Annotated in this window: 17 protein-coding genes and 1 pseudogene; 5 read left to right on the plus strand and 13 right to left on the minus strand. The window is 60.4% G+C overall.

What is annotated here, in order from left to right; genetic code table 11:
• Positions 1–164 precede the first annotated feature (164 nt).
• The 3 genes from AC1D1Z_RS26275 to AC1D1Z_RS26285 form a co-directional block, all read right to left on the minus strand.
• The gene (locus tag AC1D1Z_RS26275; RefSeq protein WP_018447181.1) at positions 165–755 is read right to left on the minus strand and encodes a GNAT family N-acetyltransferase; all 591 of its coding nucleotides are present in this window, start codon (positions 753–755) and stop codon (positions 165–167) included.
• A gap of 153 nt (positions 756–908) precedes the next feature.
• A complete protein-coding gene (locus AC1D1Z_RS26280; RefSeq protein WP_018242545.1) occupies positions 909–1397 on the minus strand; it encodes a BA14K family protein in 489 nt (162 codons plus the stop codon).
• A gap of 362 nt (positions 1398–1759) precedes the next feature.
• Complete coding sequence (locus AC1D1Z_RS26285; protein WP_130652627.1) at positions 1760–2791, minus strand: acyltransferase family protein; 1032 nt, start codon at positions 2789–2791, stop codon at positions 1760–1762.
• A 465-nt stretch (positions 2792–3256) separates the two neighbouring features.
• Here AC1D1Z_RS26285 and AC1D1Z_RS26290 point away from each other — a divergent pair, with 465 nt between their 5' ends.
• From AC1D1Z_RS26290 to AC1D1Z_RS26300, 3 genes and pseudogenes are all read left to right on the plus strand, one after another.
• On the plus strand, positions 3257–3469 hold the full coding sequence (locus AC1D1Z_RS26290; protein WP_018447183.1) for a hypothetical protein: 213 nt from the start codon (positions 3257–3259) through the stop codon (positions 3467–3469).
• Between the two features lie 77 nt (positions 3470–3546).
• Positions 3547–3753, plus strand: coding sequence for a hypothetical protein (locus tag AC1D1Z_RS26295; RefSeq protein WP_130652626.1), 207 nt, complete (start codon positions 3547–3549; stop codon positions 3751–3753).
• Positions 3754–3831: 78 nt separating this feature from the next.
• Positions 3832–4535, plus strand: a pseudogene (locus AC1D1Z_RS26300) (terminase small subunit).
• 23 nt (positions 4536–4558) lie between these two features.
• Here the strand turns inward: AC1D1Z_RS26300 and AC1D1Z_RS26305 are convergent.
• The 4 genes from AC1D1Z_RS26305 to AC1D1Z_RS26320 all read right to left on the minus strand — a co-directional run bounded on the left by AC1D1Z_RS26305 (position 4559) and on the right by AC1D1Z_RS26320 (position 6405).
• A complete protein-coding gene (locus AC1D1Z_RS26305) occupies positions 4559–4768 on the minus strand; it encodes a hypothetical protein (protein ID WP_018242541.1) in 210 nt (69 codons plus the stop codon).
• Between the two features lie 196 nt (positions 4769–4964).
• Complete coding sequence (locus AC1D1Z_RS26310) at positions 4965–5255, minus strand: hypothetical protein (protein ID WP_183619336.1); 291 nt, start codon at positions 5253–5255, stop codon at positions 4965–4967.
• Positions 5249–5464 (minus strand): hypothetical protein, encoded by a 216-nt coding sequence (locus AC1D1Z_RS26315; RefSeq protein WP_115157348.1) that lies wholly within the window; start codon positions 5462–5464, stop codon positions 5249–5251. The genes AC1D1Z_RS26310 and AC1D1Z_RS26315 overlap by 7 nt, the downstream gene beginning before the upstream one ends.
• A gap of 104 nt (positions 5465–5568) precedes the next feature.
• Positions 5569–6405 (minus strand): alpha/beta fold hydrolase, encoded by an 837-nt coding sequence (locus AC1D1Z_RS26320; RefSeq protein WP_113543610.1) that lies wholly within the window; start codon positions 6403–6405, stop codon positions 5569–5571.
• A gap of 628 nt (positions 6406–7033) precedes the next feature.
• Between AC1D1Z_RS26320 and AC1D1Z_RS26325 the strand changes: the two genes are divergently transcribed.
• Complete coding sequence (locus tag AC1D1Z_RS26325; protein ID WP_130652624.1) at positions 7034–7990, plus strand: S1C family serine protease; 957 nt, start codon at positions 7034–7036, stop codon at positions 7988–7990.
• A gap of 12 nt (positions 7991–8002) precedes the next feature.
• On the opposite strand, the gene dusA is transcribed toward AC1D1Z_RS26325, so the two are convergent.
• From dusA to AC1D1Z_RS26345, 4 genes are all read right to left on the minus strand, one after another.
• Complete coding sequence (gene dusA / locus AC1D1Z_RS26330) at positions 8003–9004, minus strand: tRNA dihydrouridine(20/20a) synthase DusA (protein WP_018447189.1); 1002 nt, start codon at positions 9002–9004, stop codon at positions 8003–8005.
• A 191-nt stretch (positions 9005–9195) separates the two neighbouring features.
• Positions 9196–9408, minus strand: coding sequence for a cold-shock protein (locus AC1D1Z_RS26335; protein WP_003540801.1), 213 nt, complete (start codon positions 9406–9408; stop codon positions 9196–9198).
• 532 nt (positions 9409–9940) lie between these two features.
• Positions 9941–10408 (minus strand): DUF3828 domain-containing protein, encoded by a 468-nt coding sequence (locus AC1D1Z_RS26340; protein ID WP_018242519.1) that lies wholly within the window; start codon positions 10406–10408, stop codon positions 9941–9943.
• Positions 10409–10824: 416 nt separating this feature from the next.
• Positions 10825–12549 carry a cadherin domain-containing protein gene (locus AC1D1Z_RS26345; RefSeq protein WP_130652623.1) on the minus strand — a complete coding sequence of 575 codons (1725 nt, stop codon included), beginning with the start codon at positions 12547–12549 and terminating at the stop codon, positions 10825–10827.
• 492 nt (positions 12550–13041) lie between these two features.
• Here AC1D1Z_RS26345 and AC1D1Z_RS26350 point away from each other — a divergent pair, with 492 nt between their 5' ends.
• A complete protein-coding gene (locus tag AC1D1Z_RS26350; RefSeq protein ID WP_130652622.1) occupies positions 13042–13743 on the plus strand; it encodes a hypothetical protein in 702 nt (233 codons plus the stop codon).
• 62 nt (positions 13744–13805) lie between these two features.
• Here AC1D1Z_RS26350 and AC1D1Z_RS26355 read toward each other — a convergent pair whose 3' ends face one another.
• Both AC1D1Z_RS26355 and uvrB read right to left on the minus strand, forming a co-directional pair.
• Positions 13806–14192 (minus strand): GNAT family N-acetyltransferase, encoded by a 387-nt coding sequence (locus tag AC1D1Z_RS26355; protein ID WP_130652621.1) that lies wholly within the window; start codon positions 14190–14192, stop codon positions 13806–13808.
• A 303-nt stretch (positions 14193–14495) separates the two neighbouring features.
• Positions 14496–17480: an excinuclease ABC subunit UvrB gene (gene uvrB, locus AC1D1Z_RS26360; protein ID WP_477852036.1), complete on the minus strand. Its 2985-nt coding sequence runs from the start codon at positions 17478–17480 to the stop codon at positions 14496–14498.
• Positions 17481–17484: the final 4 nt, after the last annotated feature.

A 17484-nucleotide genomic window follows, 5' to 3' on the forward strand; every position in this document is an offset into this window, starting at 1 on the left:
CCTATTGAGAGACGATGTGCGGCGGCGCCTATTGAGAGACGATGTGCGGCGGCGCCGACTGCCCCCGCGACCAGCACTCAGCCCGCCCCAGGCTGACGGGACGGACGGAGCAAAGGCGGGCAAGGCCTGTGCTCCGTCCGTCTGGAATTCCGTCGCGCTTCATTTCAGCTGGCGGTTCCGGGCCTCAGCCAGAAATACAGTTTGATCTGATCGGGCCTGTCGGAGGGATGCGGGCCGCGCATGAACAATTCGCCGCCATTGCGCTCGATCACCCGCCGCGAGGCGTCGTTGTCCTCGTTGCAGAGGACGACCAGGCGGTCGAGGCCTTCCTTCGATGCCACAGCCATCAGAAGGCTCAGCGCGGTGGTCGCGTGGCCATTGCGCTGTTTCCACGGTACGACGGAATATCCCACATGGCCAGACACCTCGGGCGGCAGCTCCTCGGTGCCCGCTTGAAAGCGGAGGCTGATGCTGCCGCAGAATTCTCCGTCCCAGATCCAGAACAGACGGGTGGTGAGAGGCGGCGATCCGAATCCAGCCCGCTGTCTACCATCAGGAATGAGATCGTGGAGAAACCCTAATCTGTTCTGGCGCAGCCGCTGAAGCTCGCCGTGAACATGGGCCTCATTGCCCGCGCGGCGCGGATCGGGAGACCAGCCGGCGGCAAGCGCCGCTTCGAAACCCGACAGGTTTTCCAGATCCGGCTGCAGCAGGACRACGCGGCCGGCGGACTTTGCTGTTTCTCCAGACGTCATCTAGCACCTAGGTTCGCGTCGCCTAACCAAGTGTGCGCCCCCACTCGCGCAGACAAACACGCCCCACTGGCGATTGGAAGCCGTGCAACGGGCTTTCGGCCATCAAAAAAGCCCCGCATTTCATGCGAGGCTTGCTCTGATGGATAGGTCGGACTAGCGGCACTGGCGGCGCGGGCCGTAGTTCGGCTGGTAGGTATTGTCATAGGCGCGGTAGGACCGATAGCGGGAGTAGCAATAATCGGCATGTGAGCTGTACCCTTGCGAGGTATAGGCCCGCGGCTGTGAGGCAATGATGCCGCCGATGAGGGCGCCGGCCGCCAGACCGCCTATGATGGCGCCGGTGTTGTCATTATGGCGCCAGCCGCGATCGTAGCGTCGATACGAGCCATAACGGTCGTCGCGATAATAATCCCGGTCGCGATAGTGGTGACGGTTGCGATACCACCTGCGATTATTACCGAACTGACCCGGGCAGTTTGTGAAGTTATTGCAGCCGACGGTCATGATGCGGGCACCGGTATTTCCCGGTACCGGCTGCGCCGCCGATTGGACCGGGCTCGGCACGAAGGCCGGGCCTGCCGAGGCCGGCATTCCGGAGAAGGCCGTCGCTATCGACAGGGCAATGATGGCGAATCTGTTCATTTTACTCACCTTGGGTCAACGGATGTATCGAGGGGGTAACGCAGCGGAAGGGAATAGGTTTCATTTTGGGATGGAATGAGGCGGCGTATGTGCGTTTTTGCTAACATAATAGGCCTGTGCACCACTACCGGACGTCAGGAACCGACCGGTCCTAAAACGCTGGACAGCTTCGCCACCGCCAATGGGCGGGAATGTCTGAGAAGATCGCACCGACGACGCGGCGCAGACGAACTTTACTCTTATCGGAGCTCAATGTCGGGCGGCTCGTTCGGGGGGCGGCATGTGCGTCGAAAGCGCGACATTGATGGCACCAGCGTGCGACACCATCCGTCGGGCATACGCCTGGCCCTTCGGCTATCCGATCATGCGGCAGCCAGCCGGCTCGTCAGCCTTTTCGACCAAGCCATCACTGGGCGCTCCACCATGATCCACGATACCAAAGCGGTGAGTACGGATAACGATCCAGCGACGAGCATCGTAAGCGGGCCGCGCGAGAAGAAGTCACCGACGCCAAAACGGGCGCTCAATGCAAAAAGAACCGCCCAGACCGGAAGATGGAAGAGATAGGCGCCGTAGCTGATCCGGCCCAAGCCGCTGAGAGATCTGTTCGCAAGGATTTTGAGAAACTGCCCTTTTGAGGCCACTGCCACGATTGCGGCCAGCGGCAAGACGAGGGCGGCCTCGAGGACGACCCATTGAACGAGGTTTCCCAAGTCAAAAGCGATTTGCATGATAGATCCAGCCAAACCGACCGGTACTGACAACCAGAGGAGCCATCGCGGAGCGCTCCACCCTTCTGCAGACAGGAACGACAAAGCGGCACCGGCCGCCAAAGCATCGATTGAATCGAAAGGCAGCGCATTGGCTTCATCAACCTTGCCGAGGGCAAATGCGCAAACGCGGTAGAGTACGGTGCAGGAAACAAGTGCGCCGCATATTTTCAGAAAATGACGGGACGGCAACGCCAGGATCACAAAAGGCCAAATCAGGTAGAATTGCTCTTCGACTGCAAGTGTCCAAAGGTGCCCTAGCGCCCAAGGCTCGGACCCGTGCGTTGCATACCAGATGTTGGAGAGGAACAATGCATGCCACGGCAACGACTCCTGCATCATCGGGAGACGTAACGGGCCTGCTGCCAGCCAACAAAATCCCAGCGTCAGGAAGTAGGGTGGCCAAATTCTCGCTGCTCTTCGCGCGAAGAACACAGTTATACCAGCCGTGTGATTATCGTGTCCCTTGACGTCTAACAGAATGTTTGTGATGAGGAATCCGCTTAACACAAAGAAGAACCGAACTCCGAGGTGGCCAAGGTTCGAGCTTTCTTGCCAGAAATGAGAATAAAACACTGACAGAAGTGCAATCGCTCGTAATCCGTCTAGCTGAGGCTCCCGCAATCGACACCCCGATGCTTAAAATCTCACAAAAGATACAGGACGTTTCCTTGGTGGCGATAATAAAGCTCTTCGAAAATTGCAATGTCAAATTACTCCTGCAGCGCATCGCTACCGGCTGATTTGCTAGAGCTACACAGCAGGCCGCTGGCGCAGCACTACTCGCTCTATAACGACAGGGGAAATCAACGGGCTGGGAGGCGCTGAGCGAGAGGCTGGCGCGGGCCGGGGTCTGACACGGGTGCCAGGGATATCGTCATTGGATGTCATCGAAGGACGTTGACGCCATAGCAATCTCTCTTGAAATCATAGAGCGGTTTCCGATGTTCAATATTAATACGGCGGTCGACCTCATGTGTAACGAAGTCTTAACTTCGTTTGGTAACCAGATATTAAGACTTTCCTTGAGCCGTGTTGCTGTTTCTGTTTTCGTACGCCGGCAAATACTGTGAGATAAGGGTCTTCCACATGGCGCAACCGACGCAATACATCATCATGGAGCCGCTGGGTGGCATGACCGATCTCGACTCCATACGCATGAGGCTTGCCGAGATCGGGCTGGCCCGCGAGGCGTTCTCCCTGGATTCGGATGTAGGCCGGCTCAGGCTGACCTTCTGGGAGCCGGATCGAATTGAGGCATTGCGCATATTGGCGCGGCTGGATCATTCCAATCCATGTTGATCGGGCACCCTCCGGGAAGAGAGAAACGTGACGTGCGCGATCGGCAGAGAATAATTTTGAAGGGGAGCAAAGACAAAATGACAACGATCAGTTTTCAACGTCCGAAGCCATCGGTGTGGAGCCGCGTGGTCGAGGCGCTTCGTGCGCTGTTTTTCGCTGGCGTATCCGGAGAATGGCAGTGGCACGGCAATGTCATGCGTCGCCGGCTTTCCGACGGCACGATTGTGACCAGAGAGCCGACTCCGGGGGAGATTTACAACAGGGACAGAGGTCTGGCTTCGTAGGGCCTTCCCCGCGGCGCGCTTTTCACCTTGCCACCATCGCCCGCTCCCATCGCCCTCTCTTCGAGGGTACGATCACCAATGGCAGAACTGACGCCGAAGCAGCGCCTGTATGTGGCGGAATATCTGAAGGATTTGAATGCGAAGCACGCGGCGATGCGGACGGGGTATAGCGGAAAGTCGCGTGCCAATGGCAATCGCTTGATGCGAATGAGGCTGTGCGGGCGGAGATTGAGAGAGCATTAGCGCCACGTCTTGCCGAGATGGAGACTTCCGCCGAGTGGGTGCTTGTCGCCATTGCCTACGTCGCGTTTGGTGATATCCGTGACGTGTTCGATGACCAGGGGCCGCTGAAGGCGCCTTCGGAGTGGGATGAGCGGACGGCGGCAAGCGTTGTGGGGCTGGAGATCGGCACCTCGGCCAAGGGCAAGGGGGAGGTGGTGCATGCGGCGAAGATCAAGCGGGCGGACCGGTTGCGGGCGCTGGATATGCTGGCGCGGCATCACTCGCTCTATAACGACGGGATATTTTTACAATCATTCGCGATCCCGCAACGCGGTTTCAGCCGCTGCAGATTGCGGTCGCATCCGGCCACGGCATCGGCAAATCGGCCCTCATGGGCGATGTCCTGCTGGAATGAGGCGACGCTGGAGATGGACGGCCAATACCGACACGCAGACGCACCAAGACGGCCGGAGATATCGGCAAATGGGTTCCGCTCTTCGATCGCGTGCAGGCGACCTCGGTCCGCGCCCGGGAAAAGGCGGTGTCGGACTCGCAGCTAGCTCGACGTCTCGCGCTATCAGGCTCACGTTCCGCCGGCCAGCAATCGGAGCTGGCTTTCGTCGTGCACACCCTGGCGGTAAAGCTCGATGATGAGGGCGCCCAGACGGTCGGCTTCCTTGCTTGATCTGTCGATCTTTGACCCGCTACAGAGAGCTTCATGAACACGCCTGCACACATCCAGATCTTCGGAGGCGAGCGGTTCGTCCCGTGTGCTGAACAGCTTGTCTGACATCGCAATTTGCCCTTTTTGGATGCCGTGAATCGCTTTCGTGAAAAAAAGATAATTTCGCGATGTTTGCTCTGCAAGATGGGCGAAGGTCCGAAATTCAAAAAGAATTCGGGGCACGCACCGAAAGACGCGGGCGTGGGCGGCAGGGCATGGATATGAGATCGATCGGCGTGCCGATCGGATAGTGCGAGTGTGGGATCTACTTGGTTGCGGGGTCCTTGGCGCCCTGCTGTGACAGGCGCAGCTCTTTCAGCCGCTTGGTTTTTTCCCGGCGGGCTCGCTGCTCCGCCTCGATGGTTTCCTTGGCGGCTCGCTCGGTGTTTTCGAAACGATCCTGCCGGTAAGCCTTTGATGAGGGTTCACGTTCTCTTTTCATGGCCGCTAAACGCAAAGCGGCGAAAACGGTTTCATGGGAAATGCGTAACTGGCCGTCAATCGATCGACGTGGCCCGGCGGACTGGGTGTGGGATGGCAAACAGCCAGTCACCATTTATAATTCACTCTGCCGGTCGTATCCGTCACGTGCGTTCGCACCTTCCCCCGCTGCAGCTTGCTGTTTTGGCCGATCGACCTCTGCTGCACCGATTTGGCCGGGCATTTGACGGCGTGGCCAGCTGCGTTCCTGCAGGGTGCGGCGGAGGCGGGGTTGGCGGAGATCATGGCGATGGCGATTGCCGCAAGCAGGTTGATACGGAGCATCGGAATTCACCCAGTTTAGCCGCGTGGAGATTAAATTTGGTCATGCCGATGTCAAGCCGCTCATGGTAACCGGGCGCCTCGTCGGCGCCCGGTAACATCACGGATCAACCTTTGATGAAGGCAAGGATGTCGGGATTTATGATGTCGGCATGGGTGGTGCACATGCCGTGCGGGAATTTCTCGTAGACCTTCAGCGTGGCGTTCTGCAGCAGCTTGGCCGAGAGCAGGGCGGAGTCGGCGATCGGCACGATCTGATCGTCGTCGCCGTGCATGACGAGGGTCGGTACGGTGATGATCTTCAGGTCTTCTGTGAAGTCGGTTTCCGAAAAGGCCTTGATGCCGTCGTAATGCGCTTTGGCGCCGCCGATCATGCCCTGGCGCCACCAATTGTTGATGACCGGTTCCAGGACCTTCGCGCCCGGGCGGTTGAAGCTGTAGAACGGGCCGGCCGGCAGATCGTAATAAAACTGCGCGCGATTCGCGGCGAGTTGCTTGCGCAGGCCATCGAAGACTTCGATCGGCAGGCCGCCGGGATTGGCATCCGTCTTCACCATGATGGGCGGCACGGCGCCGATGATGACGAGCTTGGCGACACGGCCCTGCGGCTGGCCGTGGCGGGCGACATAATGGGTCGCTTCGCCGCCGCCGGTGGAGTGGCCGACATGGACGGTGTTCCTAAGATCGAGATGCTCGACGACGGTTGCGGCATCGGCGGCGTAGTGATCCATGTCGTGACCGTCGCCCACCTGGGTGGAGCGGCCGTGGCCGCGCCGGTCATGGGCGACGACGCGGTAGCCCTTCTCAAGGAAGAACAGCATCTGGGTATCCCAGTCGTCGGAGCATAGCGGCCAGCCGTGATGGAACATGATCGGCTGGGCGGTCTTCGGCCCCCAATCCTTGTAGAAGATCTCGACGCCGTCCTTGGTTGTGACTGTGCTCATCTTTCGGCTCCATTAGTTGGGGTTGGATTCATGCGGTCAGAAGTTTGCGCCGTTGCCGGCAGAATTGGCAAGGCCACGAGCGCCGTTGCGCCGAAGGCTTGGGGCAAGTAGGTCGCGCCTTAGGGGATAAGTCGGCTCTGAATATGCTGATGTGCTAATTAAATGGCTCTTTCTATTCTATTGATATGACAGAAGTTTGTATGTCTCTGCGCGACGGGCGCACAGCACCGCCCATCTCGTATGAAGGGACGGGGATTTGGCGATCCTCGCCTGGCTGCTTCGTGCTGCGAACATTCTTTTGATCCGCGGTATGTCGGCCTGTTCCACTCCTCAGGCAGGTTCGTCATGGGTAGCGAAGGCAGCTGATTTGACGGGCGAATGTCTGCAATGAGCCAATTTTTGGCCGTGCGTTCAAGATATCTGTTCGGGTAGTTCAGCATATCTTTCCGGGTAGGCGTGTTGGCATTCTCTGCGTTGCGCGCATTGCAGACCGCCGCCGGCGCTCACTTGAACGCGGGTCTATGCCCAACCATCTAATCCTCACACAACACCACAATGGCGAACCTTCGCAATCGCGACCGCTTCGCCGGCGGCGGGACGGCCGTTATTGCCGCCTGAGGATCAAATAATGGGTTACATGGATAAGGACATAGCGCCTCAGAATGATGGGGCGCTGATCGATGCCTATTCGCAATCGATCGCTGCAGCAGTCGATATCGTCGGGCCGGCAGTCAGCCGGATTGAGAGGGTGGGTGGCCGGCAAGGGCACGGGTCGGGCTTCGCCGTCTCGCCTGACGGTCTGATCGTCACCAACAACCATGTCGTCGACGACGCCAAGGTGGTTCGCATCACCACGCCCGACGGCTTCGTTACCGAGGGCCGTGTGCTTGGCCGGGATGTGGATACCGATATCGCCCTCATTCGCGCCAATACAAGCACCGGCGCCTGGGCGAAGCTCGGAGATTCCCAGCGCCTGCGCAGGGGGCATATCGCAATCGCGATCGGAAACCCGCTCGGCTTCGAATGGACGGTTACCGCCGGTATCGTCTCGGCGCTCGGCCGGTCGATGCGGGCAGCAAGCGGCCGGCTGATGGAGGACGTCATCCAGACCGACGCGGCGCTCAATCCCGGCAACTCCGGCGGGCCGCTGGTGTCTTCGGGCGGAGAGGTCATCGGCGTCAATACCGCCGTGATCCAAGGTGCGCAGAGCATCGCCTTTGCCGTGGCGTCGAATACGGCCAATTTCGTGGTTTCGGAGATTCTCCGTTATGGCCAGGTCAGGCGCGCCTTCATCGGCATATCAGGCGATACGATTGTGCTGCCGCGCCGGGTGGCACTCGCCGCGGGCACAGCAAAAACGACCTCCGTTCGCATCCGGCGCGTCGAAGCCGATGGGCCTGCGGCAAAGGGAGGGCTGCAGGAGGGCGATTATATCCTCGCCATCGACGGCAGCCCGGTCGGCGGCGTCGACGATATCGTCCGATTGATGGATGGCAGCAGGATCGGCAGGGATACGGAGATCCTGGTGTTCTCGGTGGCCGGCCGGATCGAGAAGAAGATCTTGCTACCGATGGCGCGGTTGTGACGCCGCTTCGCGTCAGGCGCTGACCGCCTCCTGATCTGTTCCCGAAAAATCCACCGCCGCAAAGGCGGCCGCCAGCACTTCCGGTCCTGCGCCGGTTTTGGCCGCGTCGGTCGACAGGATCTGGCGGTAGCGCCTTGCGCCCGGCAGGCCGGTGAAGAGGCCAACCATGTGGCGCGCCACGTGCTGCAGCCGGCCGCCGCTGGCGATGTGGCGTTCGGCATAGGCCATCATCCGATCGCGCAACGCTTCCCAGTCCGGTTCGGCCGCAGGCGCACCGAAGAAGCGCTGGTCGATGTCGGCAAGGATCGCGGCATTCTGATAGGCGGCGCGGCCGAGCATGACGCCATCGACATGGGTTAGGTGGGTTGCTGCCTCGTCGAGCGTGCGGATGCCGCCATTGATGCCGATGAAGACATCGGGCCAGCGTTGTTTCATTCGGTAGACGATGTCGTAGTCGAGGGGGGGGATTTCGCGGTTTTCCTTGGGGCTCAGGCCCTTCAGCCAGGCCTTGCGCGCATGGATCCAGATCGCATCGGCGCCGGCATCGAGAACGCGGGTGATCAGCTCGGGCAGCGCCTGTTCCGGCTCCTGCTCGTCGACGCCGATCCGGCATTTCACCGTCACCGGCACGGTCGCAACCCTCTTCATCGCCGCGATGCATTCGGCCACTGTCTCCGGCGTCAACATCAGGCAGGCGCCGAAGGTGCCCGACTGCACACGGTCGGAGGGGCAGCCGACATTGAGGTTGATCTCGTCATAGCCATAGGGTTCGGCGATCTGCACCGCGTCGGCAAGCTTTGCCGGGTCCGATCCGCCGAGTTGCAGCGCCAGCGGATGCTCGGCGGCGTCATGACCGAGCAGCCGCTCGCGCGGGCCGTGGATGATCGCATCGGCCACCACCATCTCGGTATAGAGCAGCGCCTCGCGGCTGATCTGCCGGTGGAAATAGCGGCAATGCCGATCCGTCCAATCGATCATTGGGGCGACCGCAAAAATTGGCCTCTTCTGCGTCATAGATGTTCCATCGTTCGTTGTTCCCGGGCGCCGCACTGCGGTGCCCCGCTGCCTCAATGCAGCGCCGTATGGCGGGATCATCCATAAGCGCGCATATAACATTTGCCGATGCGATCGACAAATCGAGCGCCAAAAACAGAAACAGCGCCCCTTGCGGAGCGCCGTTCATGCCGCGTGAGCGGAAGTCTGACTTACGAAGCCGAGATGTTGACGGCCTTCGGGCCCTTGCCCATGCGGTCCGGCTCGGTGTCGAAAGTAACCTGCTGGCCTTCGCGCAGCGACTGGATGCCAGAAGCCTGCAGCGCAGAGATATGGACGAAAACGTCCTTTGCGCCGCCATCCGGCGTGATGAAACCAAAACCCTTGTCCTGGTTGAAGAATTTTACGGTGCCCTTGGTGGCCATTGGGATCGTCCTTTTCCCTTAGTCTGTGTAGTATCCGCGCCCCCGAGAGGAAGCGGACGGCTTTAGCTTTCGCCCCGATCGATTGGGACGAAGGGTCAGTCGGAGAAGTCACGTACGGGGAAAGAACGTCTACGTAGGCGGGTATTCCCGCGCCGCCTTCCAAACGGAAGGGATTACCACATCAGTCCAGTCACCGGCATGCAAATGCCCGAGTAAGTCAATTCGTGCCAGCATTTCGGGCAAAAAGCAAGCGGGATTCTTTTGGCATACCTGCATCGATGTCGGGAAATGCCGAAGATTCAGATACTTGACGGTGGGTTAACGGATTCTTGCCCGGCTGTGCCATCGTGGGATTCCGTGCCGAAACGGGATGACGGGCGGATTCGATAGCCGGCATGGATTTGTTCGTGGGGCGGTCGGGTCGACAGGCACACCGATCAGCCCTCATGGTGGGTGAGGAACGGAGCAATCGATTGCAGTGACAAACGCAGGGTCGCCTCGAACCACAAGGGCAAGTGACTGGGCCGCCCGCCTACTGCGCGTCACCCAGCAACGCGCTCAGGCTCCATGGATTATCACCCTTCTGGTTGGCGATGTCGTCGACCTTCCAGCCGCCATGTTCACGCACCAGGGTGTAGAAGAGCGTCACCTCTTCGCCGTTTTCGAACTGCACCTCCACCTCGGCCTTATCATCCAGCAGGATCGGTTGGCCGATCCTGACGTCGCTGGCGGCGCCGTCCTGGCCTGCGATGACGGGATCGAAATCGATCGCGCCGACATCGCCCTCCGGCGTGTTGTCGAGATCGGTCTGGAGGAGTTTGTTCAGGTGGTCGGAGAAGAAGGCGGAATAGGGCGAGGGCGCCTCGGCGTCGCTGTTGTCGGTGTCGTAGCTATAGAGCGCCTTGAGCAGCGCCTTCGGCGTCTTGTAGGTTGCCGCCGATGCGGGCAAGGCTGCGAGCGCCGCCATGGCCAGGGCGAGGATGAATGTGGGCAGGCGCATGCGGGCTCTCCTCGGATGAGCGGTGAATCATAGCGGAATCGAGCGCTGAGGTGGAGCGGCATTTTCAGGCGCTGGCCGTAGCGCTGACATCCCCAACCGGCCACTTCGTTGCGCGCCGCCCTTGCCCCGGCGATCAGCTATCACAGGCGCCGGAACGAAGCACTTGCCGGATTCTTCGCGGTCGGCAAAGTTCGACACCTACTTGGCGGCATCGCGGCACTATTTGAAGATGAGCCGGGGTCGATCTTGATTGGCTGCATATCGAGCTGGCGCAATTGTCCGAGCATCCCGGCAAGATTCTGTCCGCCGAAGCTTTTACTAGCGGAGAAAAGCATCGAGATGGGGCTTGCGTTGACCGCAAGCCCCATCTCGATGTTAAGCCGACGCAACCTGCGTCGCAGGCAATCCGGTCGCGGCTAGATCAAAGCGTCGTGCAACAGGCTCGAAACCGACGGCTCGAAGACGTCCTTCACGGCAAGCGTGAAATTGTGGCTGGTGACGTTTCCGGCCGCGTCATAGGCTTCGGCGGTGAAGGTCAGGCTGTGGGTGCTTTCGTAGTCAATTGCCGCCTTTGTCTGGATCTTGTTGCCGACGAGCTTGAAGATRCCGTCGGCATCGTCCGTTAGCCGCCATTTCACCGTATCGCCTTCCGGATCCTTTGCCGTGAGCAGGCCGACCGAGGTGCCGATCGCGACATTCTCGGAGACTGAGGTGCGCGAGAAGGCGAGATTGGTCGGCGCCTTGTTGACAGGGGCTTCGTTGACGTCGAGGACGCTGATCGTGATGTCCTTTTCGACCGTAACCTTGCCGTCCGAAGCAGCCACCTTGATCGTGTGCGACTTGTCGGTCTCGTAGTCCAGCGCCTTCGAGGTGACGATGCGGTTGCCATTGATCCGGAAGTGGTCGTTCGCCCCGTCAATCAGCGTATAGGTGAGCGCGTCGCCATCGGCGTCCTTGGCGCTGAGCAGGCCGACCGTGGTCCAGATCGGCGTGTCCTCGGAGAGGGCGGTTTTCGACAGCTGTATATTGGTGGGCGCGCTATTGCTGCCGTCGGGCGTGAACTTTTCCGTGGCGAAATCGTAGACGCCATCGGCAAAACGGGCGAATTCGACGTCTGTCAGCGTATCCGTCCCTTCCGCGGCGCTTGTCAGGATGTGATCGCCATTGTTCAATGCGAAGGAGTATTTGGCGAAATTGCCGGAGAAGATCGCGGTATCGATGCCGGCGCCGCCATTGATGGCGTCGTTGCCGGCGCCGCCGGTCAATTTGTCGTTGCCGGCCTCGCCATTGATAATGTCGTTGCCGCCATTGCCGTCGAAAATGTCGTTGCCGTCGGTGCCAAAAAACTCGTCGTCGCCGCCGCCGGTCTTGACGTCAATGCCGGAGGCATAGCCATGGATGAAAGATCCGCGATCTCCCAACTCGTCGGAAAGATCGAGGTGGGCACTGTCCGTCACTGCCAATGAAGGGTTAAAATTGGGGAACGGATCGGTCGACCAGACGATCTTGTCAAAGCTTTCGAGCTGCGCGCTTGAACCGGCAACCCAAACGCCCGCCGTTTCAAGGATTTCGATGTTCTTAATCGTCAGACCCTGCAGCGACGGGGCACGCAGCGTATCGATCCCGGCGCCGCCATCGATCGTTCCGGACAGTGAAACGAATGTATCCACGGTTATGGCATCGTCGCCGTCGCCCGCATCGATGTTATAGACCGCAGGGGTAAAGCTGAAGCGGTCATCATCGGAGATCGTATCGTTGCCTGCGCCGCCTCTGATGACGTCATTTCCGACGTCGCCCCAAAGCATGTCATTGCCGTCCCCGCCATTCAGCGTGTCATTACCAACTCCGCCCTGGATCAGATCGTTTCCAGCACCGCCGTTCAGCGTGTCTGCGCCGTCACCGCCATTGATGTTGTCGTTGCCTGCGCCCGTCGTGATCGTGTTGTCGCCGCTGGAGCCCGTCAAGTTTGCCGACACCGAGCCCAACTCGTCGGCCAGATCTGCCACGCCTGAATCTGAGACGGCGAGGGTGACGGCGGCGAGGGGAGTGGCTTCAGAGTGGCGGATGACGTCGTAGGCTTCGAATTCAGCGCCAGGCTTAGTAACTGTGGCGCCGTTCGTGTCCAGAATATTCAGGGCCATATTAAACTTTCCAATAGATGCGTTGTATTCTGTAAAAACCAAAAATCCCCGGTGGGAACGGTTGTTGCTGGTTCAATCAACGACAACCGCGTGGGGAATATTGCTTACCTTTGCCAATTGCTAACCAATTTTTCAATGCAGAATTGTGTATTTTCGATGGATTTTTAATGGAAAAATAAGATTTAATTGATGAGAGACCAGTTTGAATTTGAGAACTCAAAGTCGATTTTTGGTTTTCTAAATATATATCGTTTCGTTTGCCGATATGACGCGCCCTGGGTATAAAGCCGCGGGAAAATTGTGTTCCCGGCGAGATTCTTCAGCGTTGCCATTAAGCGCGGCCATCGGCGCTATAACTCCCCACTCGATGACAGGTTTCGGGCTTGCGTTTGAGGGCTGCGCGCTTCGGCGCGGCCGGTCTCAGACGAGCTTGATGAGGCTCGCCTCGGTGGGGTAAATCCGTCAGCCCGGTAAAGGGATTCGCCAAGCTTTTTGAGTACAGCAATATTTGACAATTCGACCGCCTATGCGGCAAGGCAGGTTTCACAGGTGGCCAAAATAACGTTCAGGAGCACGCTGGAACCAGGGCTGGCGGATCTCGGTTTTCACAGGGTTGAAAAGTTCCTGTATCGGTCGGATGGCCACGGCGCCATTCAACATTTCCTGGAGTTCCAATTGTGGGGCGGCCCGCTGAACTATGTTTTATGCGATTTCGGCATGGCAAGCGCGGATGGGCATCGCTTTGCCGTGGAGTGCCTGAAATTATATGGCGGCGTTAGTTACTCATGGGAGAACTGGGTGCCGCGCGTCTTCGGTGTTTGGTGTCAAGTCGGTCGGTTCTGCGGGTGGGGTCCGAGAAGCTCTTTGAAGCTCAACAAGAGCGAAATGCACAATATTTCTGATCGAGCCCTGCGGGACATCAGGGATATGATCTTGCCGAAAGCGAAGGCCGTTACCAGCCTTGAGGCCTTCGCAGATCAGATATTGAAAGACGAGCCTTGGCTACCCTGGATTACCTCGCACGGAGCGATGCGAGCTGCCGAGTATATCTATGCCGCGCGACGGATCGGGACCGATCCGTCGACCATCCTCTCCGCTATCGAGCCACGCGCCCATCCAGACGTGAAGAGTGGACTCGGTCGGAACGTCGATGCTTTCGCTTTTATCGAGAGCGTGTTGTCACATAGGTTATAGGCTGTCAGCGTCACGCCCGGTCGGGCGCTAGCCAAAGATTCGCCGCCTTCGCTGCGGAAGCATTACGCGAGCTTGATGAGGCCCGCCTCGGTCGGGGCAAATCCGCAGGCGCGGTAGAAGCCGGTCAGGTGCGGTTCGAAATCGACATGCAGCCACGCAGCGCCGCGCTCCCGCGCAACCCTCGTCGCTTCCCTGACCAGCCGCGTCGCGATCCCCTGCCTTCGCATATCAGGGTGAACCGAGGTGTCGAGGATGAAGGCATGGATGCCGCCGTCCCATGCGACGTTGACGAAGCCGACGAGCTGGTTGTCGTGGTAGGCGCCGATATGGGCGAGGCTGCGGGACAGGATGGGGGTGAATTCGCGCGGGGCGGGCGCGCCCCAGGCGGCGGACCAGAGGGCGTTGAATTCGCCAGCGGAGGGGAAGGGGTCGATGCGGAGTTCTGGCATTGGCGGTTCCCTTCATTCAGCGGAGCATGGCGCGGAGGCCTTCCCGATAACGGGCCACGTCGGCGTCGCGAGCTCATTCCGTCACAGTGACGAGCCGGCCGTCGCGTCGCTCGAATATCCTGTCGCAGAGAAAGTCGATGCCGCGCTGGGCTGGAGCTCGTGGAGGGCCATGTCCGTCTTGTCATAGGCCGGTGGCGAACTTCATCTGTCGCTACGAAGCTGCTCCTTACAATGCGCTGCTGACCGGCCGATACGATGAACCATTTGATCGACGACCAACTGAGTGGCAGACGTTTGGCAGCCTCACCGTCCCGGCCGCCCGGTCTTCCCCTTCGTCCGCCCCTTGCGCTTCTGCTCGCCCGGGTCCTCATAGCTGCCCACACCCGTCTTCCCGCGCACGACCGGCCGCACGTCATCGCGGTCCGGCTGCCCTTCAAGCAACGGTGAAAACCGCTTCGTGCTCTTGGCGGCATCCGGCTTTTCCGGCAGCGCCCCGGTGACCGGCTTTTCCGTTCGGCCGACGGTCATTTCGTCGAGGTCGTTTTTGCGGAAGAGAGTCTTCTTTGCGGGTTCGGCGATGTCGCGGCCCATCTCGTCCAAGGCGGGCTTGCGGAAGAGGGGGGTGGTGGTGTCGGTGCCTGGCCCCATGTCGTCGATGGAGGGTTTGGCGAAATAGGAGGTCTGCATCTCGGTTGCCGGCTTGGATCCCGGGGTCGAGCCCTGGGATGACGGAGGAGCGGAGGATCTGCGCGCTTTCCCTTCCATCGCCTTCGCTTCTTCGCGTGCCATCGGGTCGTCCATGGCGGCGAGTTCCACGGCCTTGAGGCGTTTGATTTCGTCGCGGAGGCGGGCGGCTTTTTCGAAGTCGAGGTCGGCGGCGGCGTCGCGCATGCTTTTTTCGAGCGCGTTGAGATGGGTCTGCAGGTTGTTGCCGACGAGGTTGCCGCCATCGGCGAAGCCCTTGCCCGAGACACCTGAGATATCGGCGCGGACGTGGTCGCGTTCGTAGACGGAGTCGAGGATGTCGGAGATCCTGGCCTTGACCGATTCCGGCGTGATGCCGTGCTCCTGGTTATAGACCATCTGCTTTTCGCGGCGGCGGCTGGTTTCCTCCATCGCCCGCTTCATCGAGCCGGTGACCTGGTCGGCATAGAGGATGACCTTGCCGTCGACGTTGCGCGCGGCGCGGCCGATCGTCTGGATCAGCGAGGTTTCCGAGCGCAGGAAGCCTTCCTTGTCGGCGTCGAGAATGGCGACGAAGCCGCATTCGGGAATGTCGAGGCCTTCGCGCAAAAGGTTGATGCCAACGAGCACGTCGAAAGCGCCGAGGCGGAGATCGCGGAGGATCTCGATACGTTCAAGCGTGTCGATGTCGGAGTGCATGTAGCGGACGCGCACGCCCTGCTCATGCAGATATTCGGTCAGGTCCTCGGCCATGCGCTTGGTCAGCACGGTGCAGAGGGTGCGGTAGCCCTTGGCCGCGGTCTCGCGGATCTCGCCGAGCACGTCGTCGACCTGGGTGCGGGCCGAGCGGACCTCGACCGGCGGGTCGATCAGGCCGGTCGGTCGGATCACCTGTTCGGCGAAGACGCCGCCTGACTGTTCCATCTCCCAGCCGCCGGGGGTGGCGGAGACGGCGATGGTGTCGGGGCGCATGGCGTCCCATTCCTCGAAGCGCAGTGGCCGGTTGTCCATGCAGGAGGGCAGGCGGAAGCCATATTCGGCCAGCGTTGCCTTGCGCCTGAAGTCGCCCCGGTACATGCCGCCGATCTGCGGCACGGTGACATGGCTTTCGTCGATGAAGACGAGGGCGTTGTCGGGGATATATTCGAACAGCGTCGGCGGCGGATCGCCGGGGTCGCGGCCGGTGAGGTAACGCGAATAGTTCTCGATGCCCTGGCAGGAGCCGGTCGCCTCGAGCATTTCGATATCGTAGCGGGTGCGCTGCTCCAGGCGCTGGGCCTCCAGCAGGCGGCCGGCCTTCTCCAGCTCGGCCAGGCGCAGCCTGAGCTCCTCCTTGATCGACTTGATGGCGCCGTTCAGCGTCGGGCGCGGGGTGACATAGTGCGAATTGGCGTAGATCTTCACCGATTTCAGGTCGCCGACCTTCTGGCCGGTGAGCGGATCAAACTCGGTGATGGCGTCGATCTCGTCGCCGAACATCGAGATCCGCCAGGCGGCATCCTCAAGGTGGGCGGGGAAGAGTTCGATCGTATCGCCGCGCACCCGGAAGGAGCCGCGCGTGAAATCCATGTCGCGGCGCTTGTATTGCTGGGCGACGAGGTCGGCCAGCAGCTGGCGCTGGTCGAGCCGGTCGCCGACCGACATCTGGAAGGTCATCGCCGTATAGGTCTCGACTGAACCGATACCATAGATGCAGGAGACCGAGGCGACGATGATGCAGTCGTCGCGTTCGAGCAGCGAGCGCGTCGCCGAGTGGCGCATGCGGTCGATCTGCTCGTTGATCGAGCTCTCCTTCTCGATATAGGTGTCGGAGCGCGGCACATAGGCTTCCGGCTGGTAATAATCGTAGTAGGAAACGAAATATTCCACCGCATTGTCGGGGAAGAAATTCTTGAATTCGGAATAGAGCTGGGCGGCCAGCGTCTTGTTCGGCGCCAGGATGACGGCCGGGCGCTGCGTCGCCTCGATCACCTTGGYCATGGTGAAAGTCTTGCCGGAGCCGGTGACACCGAGCAGCACCTGGCTGCGGTCGCCATTCTCCAGCCCCTCGACGAGGTCGCGGATGGCGGTTGGCTGGTCGCCGGCCGGCTCATAATCCGACTGCATGCGGATGGCGATGCCGCCTTCGGATTTGTCGGGCCGGGCAGGGCGATGCGGGGTCCAGATCTTGCCGTTCTTGTGCAGCGGATTGCCACTCTCGATCAGCGCCGACAGCGCCTCGACCGTGGCGGTGACGGCGGTGCCGGCCTGCAGCGACGAGGCCTCCTCCAGCGTCGTATCCATGCCGGAGACGGGATTGAGGCCGGCGGCCGCGCGCGTCTTCGGATCGGTCGAGCCGCCCATGGAGGTGCCGCGCGCCGATTTGGACGCGCTGACGCCGCCGTCGCTGGTTTTCGTCCTGGCGGCGATTTCCACCTTCTTGCGATGTTTGCCGGCCTTGGAGGCAATCTGGCGCTGGGTCTCGACGCCCGAGGTTTCGGCATCGGCCTCCAGCTGCTTCACCCAATCGGCAACCGAGCCTGAGAGGGGGGCTCCCTCAAAAGACGATTGAGGGGCTTCCTCGAAGCCATTCGGGGCGGGGGATTTCTTCGGAGATTTGGCCATGGCG

This window comes from Rhizobium sp. P1_E1 (genome assembly GCF_056406015.1).